Below are 17892 nucleotides of genomic sequence, written 5' to 3'. Positions count from 1 at the left end.
GTGACGCCGCGCTGTCCAACAAGAACATCAGCTTCTTCAGAAGCGCGCTTAGAGCAACAGGAGGAAGGCTGGCCATGGGAATGGCACGGAATCTCGCGCGCGCTTTATGCGAGTCGCCGCGCAAGTCGGAAGCAACGATGAAGGCGTCCTGCGCCATTAGGATCGTGCAATGGCCGCTCGTGAGGCGAGGCCCGCAATTACGTGAAGCCAGGCGGGCTTTCCGCCGGCATCCCGGGCAGCTGTTGCGCTTGCGCTTCCGCGGTCCGGCCTGCTCAAGGCCGCCGCTCTCGTAGACCCCCGCTCGCGGCGGGCGCAGTTGAGCCGACGAGCGGCTGCTCGTTCTCGCGCGACCCGCAAAATCATTAAGTCATCAATAGAGCCCGAGGACCCATGAACATCATTGCTCAGCCCAGCGCTGTACCCGTCCAGCTTGACAAGCAAACTGCCAACAAGCGAATGACCGCCGGCCTTGGAGGAGGGGTGGCGCTAGAGTGGTACGACTGGAATGTCTACGGCGTAATGGCGGCGTTTCTCTCGCCGCACTTCTTCCCTTCCGATGATCCCACCACCTCGCTGCTGGCGGGACTTGCCGTGTACGGCGCGGGCTTTTGCGCTCGACCGCTGGGCGCTGTTTTGCTGGGGCCGGTCGCAGATCGCATCAGCCACAAGCGCGTCATGCTGATCTCTGTCACGGCCATGGCGGTTTGCTCGCTTTTGATATCCTTGTTGCCCACCTACAAGGACCTCGGCGTCACGGCGGCCATAGCGCTGCTGATCATGCGGCTGATTCAGGGGTTTGCCACAGGCGCTGAAGCTGGTGTCGCCAACGCCATTGCAATTGAACTGGCGCCACCTGGTAAGGAGGGACGCTATCTCGGTCTGATTGGCGGCACATTCATCCAATTGGGAAGCCTTGGATCCAGCCTAGTTGCCTTCCTGGTGAGCGCCTCGGTCGCACCTGAAGCCATGCGCGAGTGGGCTTGGCGTATACCCTTTGCGGTCGGCGGCGTGCTGGGCCTTTTGATCATCTATCTGCGCACGACGGTGCCGGAAACCTTGATCAATCGAGCCATGCATCGGCAAGACGAGTCTTCGCGCATTCAGGAATCGACTGGCGGTGTGTGGAAAACGCTATGGAGCGTCCGCCTTTCGCTGCTCGCCGTCATCCTGGTGATCGGGTCGGTGCAGATCGCCAACTATGCCTGGAACACCGGTCTTCCCAACATGGCCAATACGGTCTTCAAGGAGGACAGCACGTATGTGTACGGGATCATGACCCTGATGGTCCTGATCTGGATGTCAACGGCGCCGTTTGTCGGCGCTTTCGCGGACAAGGTGCGACCCTCGCGCGCGTTCGCGCTGCTGCGCCTGTTGCTCATCCCATGCTTCTTCCTGACACTGCTCTATTCGGAAAAAGGCATCGTCACGTTCTTCTTTGTTACGGTGTTCGGCGGCGCGATCGTGGGCTTCAACATGGCCCTCTATAACTTCATCGCCACCACGCTGATGCCGCGCGCCGTGCGGACCACCGGAGTGGCTCTCGGCTATGCGCTCGGCGTCTCCTTGTTTGGCGGGACGTCACCCTATCTGCTGGTTTGGTTGCAACGCGAGCACATCGCCTGGATGTTTCCCGTCTACGGATCGTTGATCGCGCTCCTGAGCGTGCTGGTCTACCAGATCGCAAAGAAGCGCGGCTGCCTCTACATAGGTGAATGAACACGCTCTGCCCCTGCGCTTCGCCGTGCCCGCGACGGACGCAAGGCGTCCACGTTAGCTGCAAAACATAAGGGCTCGCGCGTATCTCTTCATGCTCGGCATGAGCATGGGGTCGGCGCAAGCGTCCTTGCGCGAGCAGTCATTCACAACAAACAAAGAATGCTTGCGAGGCACTGAGTTGCTGAAACTGGAGTCCGAAGCATGAAAACACCTTCATCGCCGCACTTCACGCCTGTGGACTTGAAGCGATATTTCAACGCCAAGCGCGCAAATGCCGGTGAAGGGTTCGCCGCCCGCCCGGGTGACACCGGCTGGATCGATTCACTTCGCGGGCTCCAGACCCATCGCGGCATGCCCTTTCTCTTCGGCAGCGAAATAGGGCCGGATGTGCTGGAGCTGCGCCCCGGCGCCCCTCCTGCCGTAATCGCGTTGCCGCCGACGATGGCGAGCTATGTGCTGTTCGTGCAAGTGGCGGCAGACCGCCCCAGTGCAAGCCCCGAGGGTTTCGGAGAGATCGGCCCGGCTACGCTGCCTGTAGAAGGCAATCCACTCGGCGACCGGGTGGCGACATACGGGCTCCGCTATGCCGACGGCAGCGAGACCGACGTGCCGGTGCTGCGCCGCTTCGCGATCCAGCAGAACCACATCTCCTGGAGTGCGAGTGCGTTCGCCGCCTTGCCGCTACGCGCGCCCACCGTACATGCAAGCACCGGCGAGGACTTTGTACTCGGCAGAGCGCCGGGGGCGAACTTCTTCCAGGGCGAGGCTCGCACCCAATCGGGACGCATGGATCGACAAGGTGAGAACGTGTGGCTTTACGCGCTCCCCAATCCTTATCCGGACAAGGAGCTTTCGGCGTTGAGCTTGCGCGCGGAACAGGAAATCTCGCTTGTGTTTGCGGTGACCACGACAGCGCTCACCCAGCACCCGCTGCGCCTCCAGGGCCGTCGCAAGCTGAAGGTGAGGCTGCCGCCGGGGTTCCATCTGAACAAGCTTGGCGAGCTCGATGTCGACGATCGGGGCCAGCAGATCGGCATGGACCTCGGCACGGTCATCTCGGCACGCGCAGTGCTCGAGTACTCCAGAGCGGATTGGCTGGGCGCCAAAGTTGATGTGCAGCCCGTGCGCTGCGGGAGCGAAGTCATCGTTGAGTACTCGGCGCATCCGGACGCAAGACTCTATCTGCGCCCCGACGATGGCCGCTTGCACATGTTCGAGCTTCGATCGTTGGAAGGTGGCGGTAACGCAAGCGCCTCGCTCAATGTGGCGACAGTCGAACCGGCCACAAGGCCGGTCAAGATCCGCATCATGGAAAAGGACAGTGGCGTGCGCGTTGCCGCGCGGTTGCATGTCCATGGTGCGCATGGGGAGTATCTGCCACCCAAGGGACATCACCGCAAGGTCAATACCGGCAGGTTCGAGGACTTCTCGGGCGAATTTGCCAATGGGCTGAACCAGTACGTCTACGTGGACGGCAGTTGCGAGGCGGACCTGCCGCTCGGGCCCGTGTTCGTAGAGATCTGCAGGGGTTTTGAGGTGCGCCCGTTGCGCACCATCGTCGACATCACTGCAAGCACGGACACTCTCACCTTTGAGCTCGATCGTGTGCTGCGCTGGCGCGAACAGGGATGGGTTAGCTCTGATACGCACGTCCATTTCCTAAGCCCGCAGACAGCGCTGCTTGAGGGCAAGGCGGAGGGTGTCAACGTGGTCAACTTGCTCGCCGCACAGTGGGGCGAGCTATTCACCAACGTCGCCGATTTCGACGGACGCACGACGTTCGGGGCAAAGGATTTCGGCGGCGACGGAGAATTCCTGGTTCGGGTCGGCACGGAGAACCGGATGCAGGTTCTGGGGCACATATCGCTGCTCGGCTATGAAGGTGAGATGATCAATCCGCTCTCTTGCGGCGGGTCCAACGAAGCTGCAATCGGCCATGTTCTGGAAGCGACCATGGCCGACTGGGCGGAGCGCTGCCGTCAGCAAGGGGGGCTGGTGGTAATGCCGCATGCGCCGAACCCGCAGGCGGAGCGTGCGGCCGACATTGTGCTCGGCCTTGTCGACGCCATCGAAATGATGTCGTTCAACCCGCGGACCGCGCAGCTCAGCGCATTTGGTCTCGCCGATTGGTATCGCTACCTCAACATCGGCTACCATCTGCCGCTGGTGGCGGGCTCCGACAAGATGGACGCGGCCGCGCTCCTCGGGGGCTCACGGACCTATGTGCGGTTGGGCGAACGCGACTTCACGTATCGCAACTGGATGGATGCCGTACGCAGCGGGGACACGTTCATCACTGTCGGGCCTCTGGTTGAGATGACCGTTGAAGGACGTCGCCCTGGAGGCACGGTGTCCCTTCCCCGTTCAGGCGGCACCCTCACGATCGACTGGCGGATCGAATCGGTCAGCGTCCCGCCGGCGCGGGTGGAGCTCATATGTAACGGCACGGTCCTCGAGGAGGTTCGATGCGGAGGCTTGTCGTGCAAGGGGCAGCTCTCCCTGCCCATCAACGAGTCATGTTGGATCGCGCTGCGCGTTCGGGGCAGTGTCGCCGGACGCGAGGCCGACATTGCGGCGCACACCAGTGCGGTATATGTCAAAGTAGGCGGAATGCCCATCTTTGCCACCGCGGATGCAGTGTCGGTCCTTGCTCAAATCGAGGGATCGATCGCCTATATGGACACGCTCGCTCCCAAGTCCGACGAAGCGCGACACTCGCGGCTGCGAGCTGCCCTGGAACTTGCGCATCATCGCCTGCATCATAGATTGCACGAACTGGGCGCCAGCCACCACCATGCGCCCGTTCACTCCGTTCACGTTGAACGCGAGCATTGAGAAGTCTCTTGTGCCATTGACGATCGCGCAGGCGGCGCATCGCATGCTCAGCCACCTCTACTTACGGGCGAATAATGATAAGGGGCGAGCAGCTTGCGTCATCGGGTCCTGGGATGCGGACGCCAGCCTCCGGTTCTGAAATAGTTATCAGGACCGTGGCCCGGTCAATGATCTCGACTGCGCCCGCGACGGGCGGGACGGACGCTGGACCGCGGCGGGGCGCTCGATGAGCGCATGACCAGCCGGTACGGCAACACGACACTTCTCGGGACAGGACTTCCGGCAATGGCATTGATGAGATAATCGGCGGCTCCCCGGCCGATTTCTGCTGCCGGAACGCTGACTGTTGTGAGCGGCGGGTCCATTTGCGCCGCCAGCTCCACATCGTCAAATCCTGTGATGGAAAGCGTAGCCGGTACGGCCAGCCCCATCTTGCGAGCCTCTGCCATTGCACCGATGGCAAGCGTGTCGGTGGTGCAGATGACTGCTGTCGTGTCCGGATGATCGGTGAGGAGCTGACGAAGGGCGCTACGGCCCTGGGCAAGCGAATAATCGGCCTTGACGACCTGGCTCGGCTTGAGCGGGAGACCGGCGTCCGACAGCGCGCGCTGAATTCCCTCGAGTCTGGCGCGGGATCTGTCGTTGGACGCGGCGACAACGTTGGCAATCGCGCCAAAACGGACGTGTCCAAGCCTTAGCAGATACTCCGTCATCTCGCGGGTGGCGCTTTCGTTGTCGATTCCGATCGCGGGGATGCCGCCGCCGGCCTTGGCAACATAGGTGGTGATGACGGGTACGCCTGCCTGTTCGATCAGGCTCCTCAGCTCCCGTCCGTGGGAAGCTCCGACCAGCACGATTCCATCGATGCCGCGTTCAATGAGACTTTGCAGTTCCTGAAATTCACGCCGCTGGTCATATTGCGAATTCGCAATGAACAGCGTGTAGCCGCTTTCGCTGAGGCGGTTCTGGAGGGCTTCCACGCCTTCTGCAAAGATACCGAGCGCCAGTGTCGGAACGATGACGCCGACGGTCCGCATGCGTCCCGATTTCAATGCTCTGGCTGCGCTATCGCGCGTGTAGGCGAGGTCATTGATATGCCGCATGACCCTGTCGCGAAGCTCCGGCCGTACGATATCGGGGTGATTGAGAACCCGCGACACCGTCGCCGGCGACACATTCGCCTTCCGGGCAACGTCCTCGATCTTCACGCGCGGCTGCTGCCGGCCTTTGGGCGCGATTACAGGTTTCTTGTCCATTTGCGTTGGTCAACCAGGAGAAGGAGAGGGTCTCCCCTCAAAAGGGTTAAACCATCACGAGCGCTACCTTCTCAAGCCCTGTATGCGGGCCATCGGCGCTATTTTCTGCCCCTCTCATGCACAGATGGAGCGGGATGAAGCGAATCTCATTCGAAAGTTGGTAGATTCGCTTGACTCCGCTTCTCGCACAGCCTAAGTCTGAAATCGATTTCAGAAATCGAGAACCAGCACCTCGATTTCAGGTAAAACCGAAAGCAAGGATGTATGGTCGATCTTTTGAAGGGCATTCGAGTCCTCAGCCTCAATCACTTTCTGATGGGTCCGGTCGGCGTGCAGTTTCTCGCCGACCTCGGTGCGGACGTGATCGCCGTGGAACCGCCCGGGGGGGCCTTTCAGAGGAAATGGGGCGGGGCGGACAAGCGGGTTGACGGCCAATCAATGTTGCTTCTGACGGGAAACCGCAACAAGCGCAGCCTCACGCTCGATCTGAAAAAACCCGAAGCCGTGGTCATCGCCAGGCAACTGATCGCCAAATCGGATGTGATCGCAGAGAACTTCCGCCCGGGTGTGCTCGACAAGCTTGGTCTCGGCTACGAGGATGCAAAGAAGATCAATCCGCAGATCATCTATGCCGCTGCCTCCGGCTACGGTCCTGACGGGCCCTATGTCGATCGCCCAGGCCAGGATCTCTTGATCCAGGCGCTATCAGGACTTGCGATGATCACCGGAAGTCGCGAGCAGGGGCCGCGGGCTGTCGGCGTTTCCGCCATCGATCATCACGGCGCCGCCTTGTTTGCGGCGGGGATCCTGGCTGCCTTGGTGCGGAAGGCGCGGACGGGGCAGGGCTGCCGCGTCGATGTTAGCCTGCTGTCGGCTGCGCTCGACCTGCAGATGGAATCTTTTACCTGCTACCTGAACGGCCAAAGGCCTGACGACGTCCGTCAGCCGGGCCCGGTGGCCGGCTGGTACTACGGTGCGCCTTACGGCATCTATGCGACACGCGATGGGCACATTGCGATCTCTTTGGGATCGCTGGAGGCGCTCTCAGGCGCGCTTGGCCTTCCGGCCGACCAGCGAATTCCTGACGAGGAGGCGTATCGCCGGCGGGACGAGGCCTCAGCCATGATTGCTGCCAACATCGCCAAACGCTCAACCATGGAATGCATCGTCCTGTTCGAGGCGCGTGGAATTTGGCACGCTGCGGTGAACGATTATGCCGACGTCGTTGCGGATCCGCAGATCGCGCATAACAAAAATTTTCAGGTCGTGACCGGCGCGACCGGAGCTCCCATCACCCTTGTCAGCCATCCCGTGCGCTACGACGGCGAGCAGCCGGACGTGCGTTTGCCGCCGCAAAAGCTCGGTGCGCAAACGGAAGAGATTCTGAAAGAGCTGGGCTATGACGCTAGGAAATTGAAGCATCTTTATGAAACCGGCGCCATCGGCGCTGCGGACTCGCATCACTAACGAACAACGAGGATTGTCGAAAGCAGCACGCTTACGTCGGAGGGTCATCGTGATTGGCATAAACTTGCACGCGGCTTTCCCTGCGGTGCTGCTGACGAGGCTTGCTACTCCGCAGAGATGCAGCCAAGCACGATTGGAAGTCTCGTGAACACCAACCGTTCGCGCCAGTCCAGGATCTGTTGGTAAAGAGCTTTAAGTTGCCGCCAGGGCAAAGCCGCGCGGCGAGTATTATGTTGGACCAGAAGCCATGTCGGAAAGCCAATATCTGCCCGCGCGCGAGCGTATGCTGAAGCGCATTGCCGAGACTCGGGACACCGCACGCTCGGGCTTGCCACACTGGGCGAGTGCCGCCGACGGAAAATGGACGTTTACCCCCGATGGTGATTGGACCGGCGGGGCATTTGTCGGTGAGCTTTGGCTCGCGCACCTCGCTGATCGCAGCCAGTTCCCAATCGAAGACGCGCGTGCTGCGCTAAGCCGAATGTTGCCGCGTGCCGAGCGGCTTACGGCCTTCAAGGGCTTCGGCTTCTATCATGCCGGCGCCCTCGGCAGCATCCTGTTCAAGGAAGAAAACGCCCGCGCGGTGGCTCTGACAGCAGCAAGATCGCTTCGTGATATGTTCGATCCACACCTCGGACTGATACCGTTGGGCAGGGATGCCGAGGAGGCGAGCGCAGTGGGAGCTTCCGAGAGCAGCATCGACTCGCTCCAGGCGACAGGCCTGCTCTATTGGGCCGCGGACGAGCTTTCCGATGCCCGGATGGAGGAGGTCGCCAATGCACATATGCGGCGCGTCCTGGAGATCCATGTGCGGCAGGACAATTCAGTTATCCAGTCTTCCACCCTTGATCACACCGGTAAGGTGCTCAGAACGCACACGCACAAGGGATATAGCGATATCAGCACCTGGGGCCGGGCGCAGGGATGGGCGATGCTCTACACCGCTCACGCCGCCATGGTCCGCCCCGACGAACCGCTATGGCGCGACTACGCCGTCCGCCTTCTTGACTGGTGGATCGACCATGTCCCCGCGGATCTCATTGCCTTCTGGGATTTCGACGATCCGGCGATCCCCAACACCAGCAGGGATACTGCGGCCACTGCTATCGCTGCCGCCGCGGCGCTGCGCCTCGCATCCGCACTTGGTCCTGAGGGGGGCGCCAAATATAGATTATTTGCGGAGCGCACAGTTACTCAACTGAGCTCGAAATACCTGACACCGACTGCTCCCGATGACCCGCGCCCGCCTGGAATGCTCACCGGCGGCTGCTTCACCCGAAAGGCGATCGTGCGCGATATCGATGCGGCCCAGAACGTCGAGCTGATTTTCGGAAGCTACTTCCTGTTTGAATGCCTTGCCATCCTGACGGATCTGGTGCCGCCTGGCTGGATCTAGAGGCGCGAAAGGCTTCCAACGCGAACAAAGCCTCCAACCAATCTTGTTTGTGACGCCACGCCAGTCAATCTGTCCAAACAGTCCGACGGCATCGGCTCCACTCCTTGGATATTCGCGATGGGCTGATCGAGTTAGACAGCAACTGACTGCCTCCTGTCTGGAATCCTCTACATGAGAAATGCGAAACCCCCCATCTATCGCGGCTTGTTCCCGGTCGCTCCGACGCCGTTTACGGAATCTGGAGATCTCGATCTCGAAGGGCAGCGGCGCGTGCTCGATTGCATGATCGACCAAGGCGTGGACGGGATCTGCATTCTGGCCAACTATTCCGAGCAGTTCCTGCTGTCTGATCAGGAACGTGACCTTCTGGTCGATCTCTGCCTCTCGCATGTCGCGGGCCGCAAGCCCGTCATGGTGACCTGCAGCCATTTCAGCACGCAGATTGCGGTGCAACGCGCCCGCTATGCGGCCGAACGTGGCGCAAGCCTCCTCATGCTGATGCCGCCTTATCATGGTCCAAGCCTCAAGGCGGATGAAGGCGCCATGATCGGGCATTTCGGCCGGGTCGCGGACGCCGCCGGGATTCCAATTATGGTCCAGGACGCGCCGCTCTCCGGCGTTACATTGACGGTCCCGTTTCTCGTCCGGCTCGCTTGCGAGGTGCCGCTCGCCAGATATTTCAAGATCGAGGTGCCGTTTGCGGCTGCCAAGCTCCGCAGTCTGATCGAGCTCGGCGGTGAGGTCATCATTGGTCCTTTTGACGGGGAGGAAGCCATCACTATGATGGCGGACCTCGATGCCGGTGCGAGCGGAACAATGTCGAGCGCGCTGTTGCCCGATTTGCTCCGCCCCGTGCTCGATCATCACAAAGGGGGCAGCAGGCAGGAAGCCGCTCTTGCATATGCAAGGGTGCTGCCGCTCATCAATTTCGAAAACCGCCAGTGCGGCCTGCGCGCCACCAAGAGCGTAATGGCTGAAGGCGGCGTGATCAAATGCGAAGCCGTGCGGCATCCGCTCGAGCAGATCCATCCGGCGACGAGAGCTGGATTGATCGAGCTTGCGCGTGAGCTCAACCCGCTGTCTCTTCGCTGGGGACATTGAGATGCGGGCATGATGCGCCGAGAACAAGCCACGCAGGCAGAACCTGTGTACCCCAAGATCAGGATGTTCATTGCCGGCGAGTGGACGGAAGGGGGTTCGGATCGCTCGGAAAAGATCCTCAATCCCGCAACCGGCCAGCCGATTGGCGAAACTCCTTATGCGTCTCGTGGCGATCTCGATCGTGCGATCATGGCCGCTCAGGAGGGATTTGAGATTTGGCGAAAGGTTTCGGCCTTTGACCGATACAGGACGATGCGCAAGGCCGCCGATCTCATACGCTCGCGCGCAGCCGGCATCGCATTGATCATGACGCTCGAACAGGGTAAGCCGCTCACCGAGTCGAGTGCTGAATCGCTCCTTGCTGCCGATATCATCGACTGGCTCTCCGAAGAAGGGCGGCGCGCCTATGGACGGATCGTCCCGGCGCGCTTTGGCAATGTTGTCCAGCTCGTGACCAAGGAGCCGGTCGGGCCGGTTGCCGCATTTACGCCCTGGAATTTTCCGATCAACCAGGCCGTGCGGAAGATCTCCGCCAGCCTTGCAGCCGGCTGCTCCATCATCGTCAAGGGACCTGAAGAGACGCCAGCGAGCTGCATGGCGCTGGTGCGTAGTTTCGCGGATGCTGGCTTGCCTGCGGGCGTGATCAATCTCGTCTTCGGGGTGCCATCCGAAGTTTCAGATTATCTCATACGCCATCCTATCATCCGGAAAGTCTCCTTCACCGGTTCGACCGTGGTCGGAAAGCATCTCGCAGCCCTTGCCGGCGCCCATATGAAGCGCACCACCATGGAGCTCGGCGGGCACGCGCCTGCCATCGTTTTCCCGGATGCCGACGTCGAGAAAGCCGCAAGAATCTTGTCGGCGAACAAGTTCCGCAATGCGGGCCAAGTCTGCGTCTCGCCGACGCGGTTTCTGGTGCATGACAGTATCTATGAAGATTTCGTCAAGAGGTTCGTTGCCGAGGCCAGCGCGATCAAGGTTGGCAATGGCCTTGAAAGAGATAGCCGGATGGGGCCGCTCGCCAATTCGCGCCGGGTCGATGCAATGGAGACCCTCGTCGCGGACGCTCTCGATTGCGGCGCCCAGTTGCGCATCGGCGGCAAGCGTATCGGCAATACGGGGTACTTCTTCGAGCCGACGGTCCTGACCGATGTTCCACCTCAAGCGCGCATCATGAATGAAGAGCCGTTCGGCCCTGTCGCGCCGATTGCGCGGTTTAAAACCTATGACGAGGTTGTGGCGGAGGCCAATCGACTGCCTTACGGGCTCGCCGCCTACGCCTACACGCGATCCGCCGCAACGATGGCCGCGATCGGGGCCGATCTCCAATGCGGGATGGTATCGATCAATCATCATGGCCTTGGGCTTCCCGAAGTGCCCTTCGGAGGAACGAAGGAGTCAGGCTTCGGTTCGGAAGGTGGCCTCGAGGCAATCGAGGGCTATCTCGACACCAAATTCGTGAGCCAGGCGAGCTAGAACCGGAATACCAGATACCAAACCGGAGCAGAACGACTTCGTTAGTGCCGCCGGATCGCTTCAAGCGCTCCGCCCTTCTCCGCTGGCAGACCGGTACGTCTGCCTCTCCCCAGACTTGAGCCGCTGTCGGAGAAATCCGGCAGCGGTCCTTTTCTTTGCTGGACCGACACCTTCTTGTTCTTTCAGGCGAGAGCAGAAATGAGATACGTTGTCCGCAGATCAGCGCGGACGGATAACAGCTGCGTGTGCCAAAGCCCTCAAGTATCCGCGCCAATGATGAGGCCGCGAGCACCACGAATATTGGTGCGGTCCAGCATGACCATCGCCTGGAATTTCTCGGCGATGACCATCTCACGCGCAGAAGCGCGCAGATGCGAGCAGGAAGATCGTGGAGAACCGACAGGTCCATGTCCAGTAGACCCGATTCGACCGCATCACCAAAGGCGAAATCGATAATGATTCGGGCCTTGGCAGTATCGACCAACGCGTCGGTGATGCGCAGGCCGCCATACTCAGTTTCCTCGCGAATGCGATTGACCTTGACGCTGTTTGGATCGAACTCCACCCCATCGTATAAGAAACGCCGCTGACTTCTTTGAAGATGCGGACCATCTCGTCCTAGTCATCGCTCTCGATGCCCAGGAAGTCGAGGGGCACCAGGGACTCGTGGAAAAATGGCCCGCTTGGAACCACACCAAGCGTCTACGATCGGGCCAAATGTGGGAGGGTCAGTTCACCTTTGCCTGCGACAACTGAGAGGTTGAGTTCCTGCGCGGCAGCATCCAGGACCGGCACGGAAACGGCACTCTCGCGCGCTAGGCGCACAGCACACTCGATGTCCTTTGCAGCATTTGCAATCGAGATTGCCAGTGCATCTGGTTTCTCTCCCAACAAAAAGGCGGCGAAGGCTTGGAATATTCCACTGTTCGTAGAGCCCCGACTGACCAAAGAGCGCAGTGTCACAAGATCTATCTGAAGACTATCCGCGAATTGGCAGACCTCAGCGGCGACCGCAGCGATGCCCATAGTCATGCTGTTGTAAACAAGCTTGAGCTTGTGGCCGTGTCCGACATCTCCAACATGCATAACGGTCTCGCAAAACGCAGCAAGAATGCGTTCAGCAACGGGAAAGAGTGTTGCATCCGATCCAACCATCGCATTGAGAAGGCCGAGCTCTGCTTGCTCGGGGCTTCGTGTTACTGGAGCATCAATGAAGCTAAGACCTCGTCTTTCCGCCGTTTTGGCCAATGCAATGGTCGATGCGGGATACGAGGTCGTACAATCAATTATCAAACCTCCTCGGCACATGTTAACAAACAGTCCATCGTGATCGAGGCACACCGTCTCAACTTCGCGGCTGGACGGTAATGACAACACCACCACACTTACATGCTGCGCCAACTCAGCGATCGACGCATGCTCGCGGGCCCCTGCACCCATCAGGCGATCAGCACCGAACCGGTTCTTGTTGACTTTGATGTGGAGTTCGTTTTGCTGACGCAGCAGGCTGATCCCTATACCTGTTCCCATGCGCCCCGCTCCGATAAGCCCTATGCTCTGCTTGATCGTTTTGGGAGCCGCGTTCGCTGACGATCCCTTGCTCATGATTTAGTATTCCGAAAGAAGCCATGGCTTTGTAGGATCGGCAACAGCTCGTGATGGTTGTTGATGGTGTAATCTGGACGCGCAGCTTGCAGGCGCGAGGTCGAAACAAATCCTCCGGTAATGGATATGCTTGTCAGCCCGAGACTGCGTGCAATATCAGTCTCGACGGGCATATCGCCGACGATGAAGGTTGACGACGGCTTCAGGTTGTGCCTGTTCATATAAAGGCGAAGCCGCTCTCCTTTGCTTATCGATTTGTATTGCGTGGCGCGGCTTTCAAAGGCGAGCACGTCGGTGACGTAGTCATCCACTCCAAGTCTCCTCAGCTGAAACTGTAGAGGCGCGACTATGTGGTTGCTGAGGATGATGAGTAGAGCAGATTCTCGGCGGGCTAACGCGAGCACTCTGCGCGCCCCCTCACGTAAATCGGCTTTATCCGCAAGAGGCTCGTACGTGTCGTGAAACAGTGCGCCTTCGTCACGCTCCACCGCCTCAACCTCCTCCTGCGACATTCCGAGGCTACGATAGAGACGATCGAGGGGAACATCACAATGCTCTCGAAAGGTGTTTATATCGATGCTCGGACGACCAAAGCGGTCCAAAATTACATTGGTCGTTTCGAGCAGCGCGTATGTGTCATCGAGCAGTGTTCCGTTCCAGTCAAATACGAGAGCGGGCATCATGATGCTGACCTCAGACGGGGATTGACAGGAAGAGCGGCCAGCAAAGCTTTCAAGTTTCTGTCCGCGCGCTGACGTCCAGCGGGGGTCGGCATCTCCAACGTGAAGGGCGACAAATCGATGCCCTCTAGCCTGTTGGCCAATATGGGTACAAGGGCACGGAAGGGCAGATAAGTGATGGTGGCTGCTTGGATTGCCGTCGCAATGTTGCTTTCAATAATTTTGAGGGCTGGCGGATCCATCCTGTGGAAGCGAAGACTCTGGGCGCGTAGTTCGGGCGGCAGTCGCTTCAACGCCTGCCAGAATGCGAGCTCATCTAGCGTATCAATACCCATGCCGTAGTAGTGTGGAGCAACTATAGGCGGCGAACCAATTGCCCAATGTACGGCTTCGGCTCCAGCGGCAAGGAGCATCGTTGTGACGGCTTGGCTGGTATCACCTCGAATGAGGGCCTCATCGACAACTATGATGGTCCGTTTAGCGACGGCAGATTCCGACACGAGATACTTCTGAGCAATGCGAGATTGTCGGGCCTTGGGTCTGCCCAGGAGCGTTCGCTCAAGAAATTGCGTTGCCACTACGTCACTACGCTCGGCGAGCACGCCCTGTTCGGCGAGAGAGTCAAACAGACCATCGGCGTACGGCCCCCCAGTCTTTGGCATGGAGGACACGATTGGCGGCATCAAGAGTGGGTCTGCTTGGACTCGCTCCGCAACGATTCTCCCCAAGGCCAGCCCGATGTTGTGACGGGTCTGGCGATGTGAATGGCCCTCAACCGATGTGTTCGGACTTCCCAAATAGAGAGTTTCGTAGGCGCAGAGTTTGGCCTTACATCCTCGGCTGTTCAGGATATGGTCAACGCTGCGGCCGGACTTGGCGTCCACGCGCCGTATGCTCCCAGGCAAGAGCTGCTGGGTCTCACCTTTCAAGCCAGCGAAGGCACAATTTTCGGAAGCAAAGAGCAACAATCCATTGCTTGCCCGCATAGTCTCCAACGGTCGCAAACCGCTTCGATTGCGATATGCAACAAGATCACCGTTCATATCTAGCAAAAGCGCGGAAATGGCACCATCGATACGATCATCAAGCTCGCGAAAGATAGCTTCGTAGTCTGCGGGCAAGCCGTGACGCCAATATTCTCGTTCGCAAGATCGTTCGATCCACCTCAGCAAGAGCTCGGCGTCTGTGTTGGTATCTATCAGTGGTCCCTGAGCGAGCAATTCGCTCCTGAGTTCATGAGCGTTCACCAAGGCGCCGTCCAGAGAAATTGCAAAATAGCGGCTGGGAATTGACTGCACATCGCCGTCATCCCCACCTCCGCTGCGGATCTGCGCGATTGCAACATGAGGCCGAAAGCGCGGGTCCTGTTCGATTCCGTCGATGCGCACTGAATTATCGTTCGATTGAATCGCCCTTGCATATCGGATCCCACGCTCTTGCATGAAAGCATAGACCGCGACACCTGCTTGCCCACGGAGTGCAAGCGTCGGAATCATTTTCTTCAGCTGATCAACAACACGCGACCATGGTTCGCTTGAAGCGCAGAGAAACGCACCGGCGACACCGGACATATAGTCACCCACTTCTTAAGAAGCCGATCTGGCGGGGCGCCTCGCATGGCTATATGAAGGCGGAAGTTCGCTTCATCCTTAAGCAAGCGTCGTACCACTCCTTTGAAAATACTGGCTGGCACTTCTAGAGCGAGGAAAATTGGAACACGAGCCACTCTAGCCACTCAGTTGAGTGTTGTGCCTCGTTCAGGCCCTCACACGATGTTCAAGATGCTACGACTGTGTGCGAAAAGCGCCACACCGGAGCGAAGGTGCGAGTGCTTGAAGTCAGTGAAAGCCTTCTGATGTTCCACTCATTTCCTTCCATTCTGCGGGGAAACCACCAAAGCGGGTCCTTACGGACGACCAGCATTAGAAAAGGGCTCCAAGCAGGCCTGGTAGCGGCGCGTTGGTATTTTCGTGTTTTGCGAGTAAGACCCGGCAGATGATGCAAAGCGACCCATTGCGCGATTGCCGATACCGAGAGCCGGGTCCTGGACAGTCGAAGTGCGCACGTCCGTCTGCGGGACAGAGTAACGAATGGACTTATAGGCAACCTAGCCCCTCCGTTCTTTGGCCAACTCACATTTGGTAGCCGCTGTGCGCACACTGCTACGAACAGGCTCTCTGGGGTAGCGAGCGCCTGACCGATCTCGCGGCCCGATGTTTTCCTGCCTTACCCTAATCAATCTCAGGGGGCGAGTGACGAATAGAACGGCTTTGTCGATCTCAACCTCCACAGAGTGAAAACCGTCCTTCTCACGCCATTGTAATCTTCGCTTCCATTTGGCTTACATATTGACCCTCTATCATCAGCTTGCATGGTGCATGATTGTCTGGAAAGGTCGCAACATCTTAACGCGCGTTTTCAACGCGTACCGGATCAACTACTAACACTGGTGATTGATCAGGCACCAAAATTCCTGGCGATGACACACCGTGCCGCCTGCGCGGATCGGGCGCCGATGCACCTTGAACGAATTTGGCAGGAGCAACTGCAATATGTCACCGTCAACGGCTCTGTCGCGGCGCACGTGCCTAGTCCTCACGTTTGCGAAATCCTTTGAGCCCGAGGTCGTTCAAGTATCCACGTGCCGGCTGCAAAACGCTTCGCAAGTAGGAGGATGGCAGGGGCCCGCATTTTGCAAGCAGTCCAGCCGTTCTATGCAGCGTAGTCGAGCCAAAGAGCCGTCAGTTTGATGTTGAGCCACAATTGTCGCACCAAGCACTCAGCATGGAGCGACGGGCGATTAGGCTGTCGGCTTTGTGTAGGGGGGCTGTGTCGGTGTAGGTGAGATCGCCAGCCTCGCCGAATATGGTTCGATGGCTAGACCGCGAGAGTACGGCGGTCGCGAGCTTTGGCTCGCTGCTCGAGTTCGACGACCGTAGGAGGTCACTTGCAGTCAGACTCGATATCGTTCTGTTTTACAGAGCGTGTGCCCGGCGCCCAGGACGTGGCGTCGGGTTCTGCTTTTGGCGGGCATGAGTTTATCGATCTCGCAAATGACGAGATCTTCCAGTCACTCTCATTAGCGCACGAGAGGGCGATGGTTACTGTCGATTCTGGGGCGAGCGGCGTCCTGGATCCCATTGGCCTCATGCCGCTCCGCAAAGCTATTGCGGAAAGGCTCGCCGCCCAGACAGGCTTTGATTGGAGTGCGGAAGAGATCGCAATCACTGCCGGCTCAAAGGAAGCGCTGCTTTGTGCGGGCCTGGCTGTCCTAGAGCGGGGCGACGAAGTTATCATTATCCGCCCCTGGCAACCGTTTGTCCCAGCACTGGTTCACGCCGCTGGCGCAGTACCAGTGTTCGTCGACGCTCAGCGCCCACGATATACTCCTGATGGCAACTCAATCCGAGCTGCCATTACATCGCGGACTAAAGCGATGATTATCAATTCACCCAACAATCCGACGGGCGCAGTCTACAGCCGAACAACATTGCAGGACGTCGGCGAGCTTGCTATCGAATTCCGAATATGGATCATTTCGGACGAGCGCTACTCAAGATTGGTATTCACTGGTTTACACCGCCATGAGTCGATCGTCGTGGCGCACCCCGCCGTGCGATCGCGAACGATCATGGTCAATCCATGTTCACAGGCGCTGGAGATATCAGGCTCTCGCTTGGGTTATTTCGCGGCTCCAAGGGCCATCGTTTCCGCCGCTAGAAAGCTTCAGGGCTATGCAGCGATGATACCAAGTCGAGAGGCGCAGCAGGCTACGCTGAGCCACTTTCAGGTCGGCGGCCGTATTGAGCGGGAGACATACCAACGGCTTTTCGACGCTCGCGACATAGGTCTTAACATCCTTTCTAATCTACGTGATGTAACGCCACCTCGTGCCGACGGGGCATTATTCTTCTATCTTGATCTGAACAGGCTTGCATCTGCTTTGCAGGACGAAGGTCGCGTTGGAGTGACGGATGATGTTGCAAGCTGGCTCCTGAAGCAAACTAACGTGGCTTGCGTTGGGGGAGACGCGTTTGGCGACGTCAACGGTCTGCGACTCTCATTCGGCGCCCCTCCGGGGGCATCGGCCATCGGCCTGACGCGCGTCGTCCAGGCGCTAAATAGCCTTAGGATCAAATAACGGCCGGTCCAGTTCCAGACGAAAGGCATGGTTGTGAATATCTGCGCTTCAGCTGATGACTTGCACTCGGCAATGTAAGCAGCTCCTATGTCCGTTAACGGCGAGCATCGGTCGAATCGTAACGTCAAAGACCGCATTTCGTCGCCGCCTCTGGAGGTCACGTCTCCTGATCTGGTCGACGATCTCACCATCCGGTAAAGAGTTCCGATGCACTCGTTC

At 59.0% G+C, this 17892-nt stretch carries 11 protein-coding genes; 7 read left to right on the top strand and 4 right to left on the bottom strand.

Annotation, left to right across the window (positions count from 1 at the left end):
• Positions 1-390: 390 nt before the first annotated feature.
• A complete protein-coding gene (locus CIT37_RS34235; protein WP_063615341.1) occupies positions 391-1716 on the top strand; it encodes an MFS transporter in 1326 nt (441 codons plus the stop codon).
• A gap of 201 nt (positions 1717-1917) precedes the next feature.
• Positions 1918-4551: a CehA/McbA family metallohydrolase gene (locus CIT37_RS34230; RefSeq protein ID WP_231088532.1), complete on the top strand. Its 2634-nt coding sequence runs from the start codon at positions 1918-1920 to the stop codon at positions 4549-4551.
• A gap of 164 nt (positions 4552-4715) precedes the next feature.
• Here CIT37_RS34230 and CIT37_RS34225 read toward each other — a convergent pair whose 3' ends face one another.
• A complete protein-coding gene (locus tag CIT37_RS34225) occupies positions 4716-5807 on the bottom strand; it encodes a LacI family DNA-binding transcriptional regulator (protein WP_018645249.1) in 1092 nt (363 codons plus the stop codon).
• Between the two features lie 264 nt (positions 5808-6071).
• Between CIT37_RS34225 and CIT37_RS34220 the strand changes: the two genes are divergently transcribed.
• The 4 genes from CIT37_RS34220 to CIT37_RS34205 all read left to right on the top strand — a co-directional run bounded on the left by CIT37_RS34220 (position 6072) and on the right by CIT37_RS34205 (position 11247).
• A complete protein-coding gene (locus CIT37_RS34220; RefSeq protein ID WP_028144091.1) occupies positions 6072-7274 on the top strand; it encodes a CaiB/BaiF CoA transferase family protein in 1203 nt (400 codons plus the stop codon).
• A gap of 247 nt (positions 7275-7521) precedes the next feature.
• A complete protein-coding gene (locus CIT37_RS34215) occupies positions 7522-8670 on the top strand; it encodes a hypothetical protein (protein ID WP_018645247.1) in 1149 nt (382 codons plus the stop codon).
• A 171-nt stretch (positions 8671-8841) separates the two neighbouring features.
• The gene (locus CIT37_RS34210) at positions 8842-9771 is read left to right on the top strand and encodes a dihydrodipicolinate synthase family protein (RefSeq protein ID WP_018645246.1); all 930 of its coding nucleotides are present in this window, start codon (positions 8842-8844) and stop codon (positions 9769-9771) included.
• A 12-nt stretch (positions 9772-9783) separates the two neighbouring features.
• Entirely contained in the window at positions 9784-11247 is a 1464-nt protein-coding gene (locus CIT37_RS34205; protein ID WP_035711516.1) for an NAD-dependent succinate-semialdehyde dehydrogenase, read from the top strand.
• Between the two features lie 702 nt (positions 11248-11949).
• On the opposite strand, the gene CIT37_RS34200 is transcribed toward CIT37_RS34205, so the two are convergent.
• The 3 genes from CIT37_RS34200 to CIT37_RS34190 are packed head-to-tail and all read right to left on the bottom strand — an operon-like array spanning position 11950 to position 15103.
• Complete coding sequence (locus tag CIT37_RS34200; RefSeq protein ID WP_041956566.1) at positions 11950-12852, bottom strand: NAD(P)-dependent oxidoreductase; 903 nt, start codon at positions 12850-12852, stop codon at positions 11950-11952.
• Positions 12849-13535: an HAD family hydrolase gene (locus CIT37_RS34195; RefSeq protein WP_028144093.1), complete on the bottom strand. Its 687-nt coding sequence runs from the start codon at positions 13533-13535 to the stop codon at positions 12849-12851. The genes CIT37_RS34200 and CIT37_RS34195 overlap by 4 nt, the downstream gene beginning before the upstream one ends.
• Complete coding sequence (locus tag CIT37_RS34190) at positions 13532-15103, bottom strand: amidophosphoribosyltransferase (RefSeq protein WP_223153742.1); 1572 nt, start codon at positions 15101-15103, stop codon at positions 13532-13534. Before CIT37_RS34190 ends, CIT37_RS34195 begins: the two co-directional genes overlap by 4 nt.
• A gap of 1376 nt (positions 15104-16479) precedes the next feature.
• Between CIT37_RS34190 and CIT37_RS34185 the strand changes: the two genes are divergently transcribed.
• On the top strand, positions 16480-17673 hold the full coding sequence (locus CIT37_RS34185) for a pyridoxal phosphate-dependent aminotransferase (RefSeq protein ID WP_049802023.1): 1194 nt from the start codon (positions 16480-16482) through the stop codon (positions 17671-17673).
• Positions 17674-17892: the final 219 nt, after the last annotated feature.

The organism is Bradyrhizobium ottawaense, assembly GCF_002278135.3.
In the GTDB taxonomy this organism is placed as follows: Bacteria; Pseudomonadota; Alphaproteobacteria; order Rhizobiales; family Xanthobacteraceae; genus Bradyrhizobium; species Bradyrhizobium ottawaense.
This window is presented reverse-complemented; position numbering and strand designations above follow the sequence as displayed.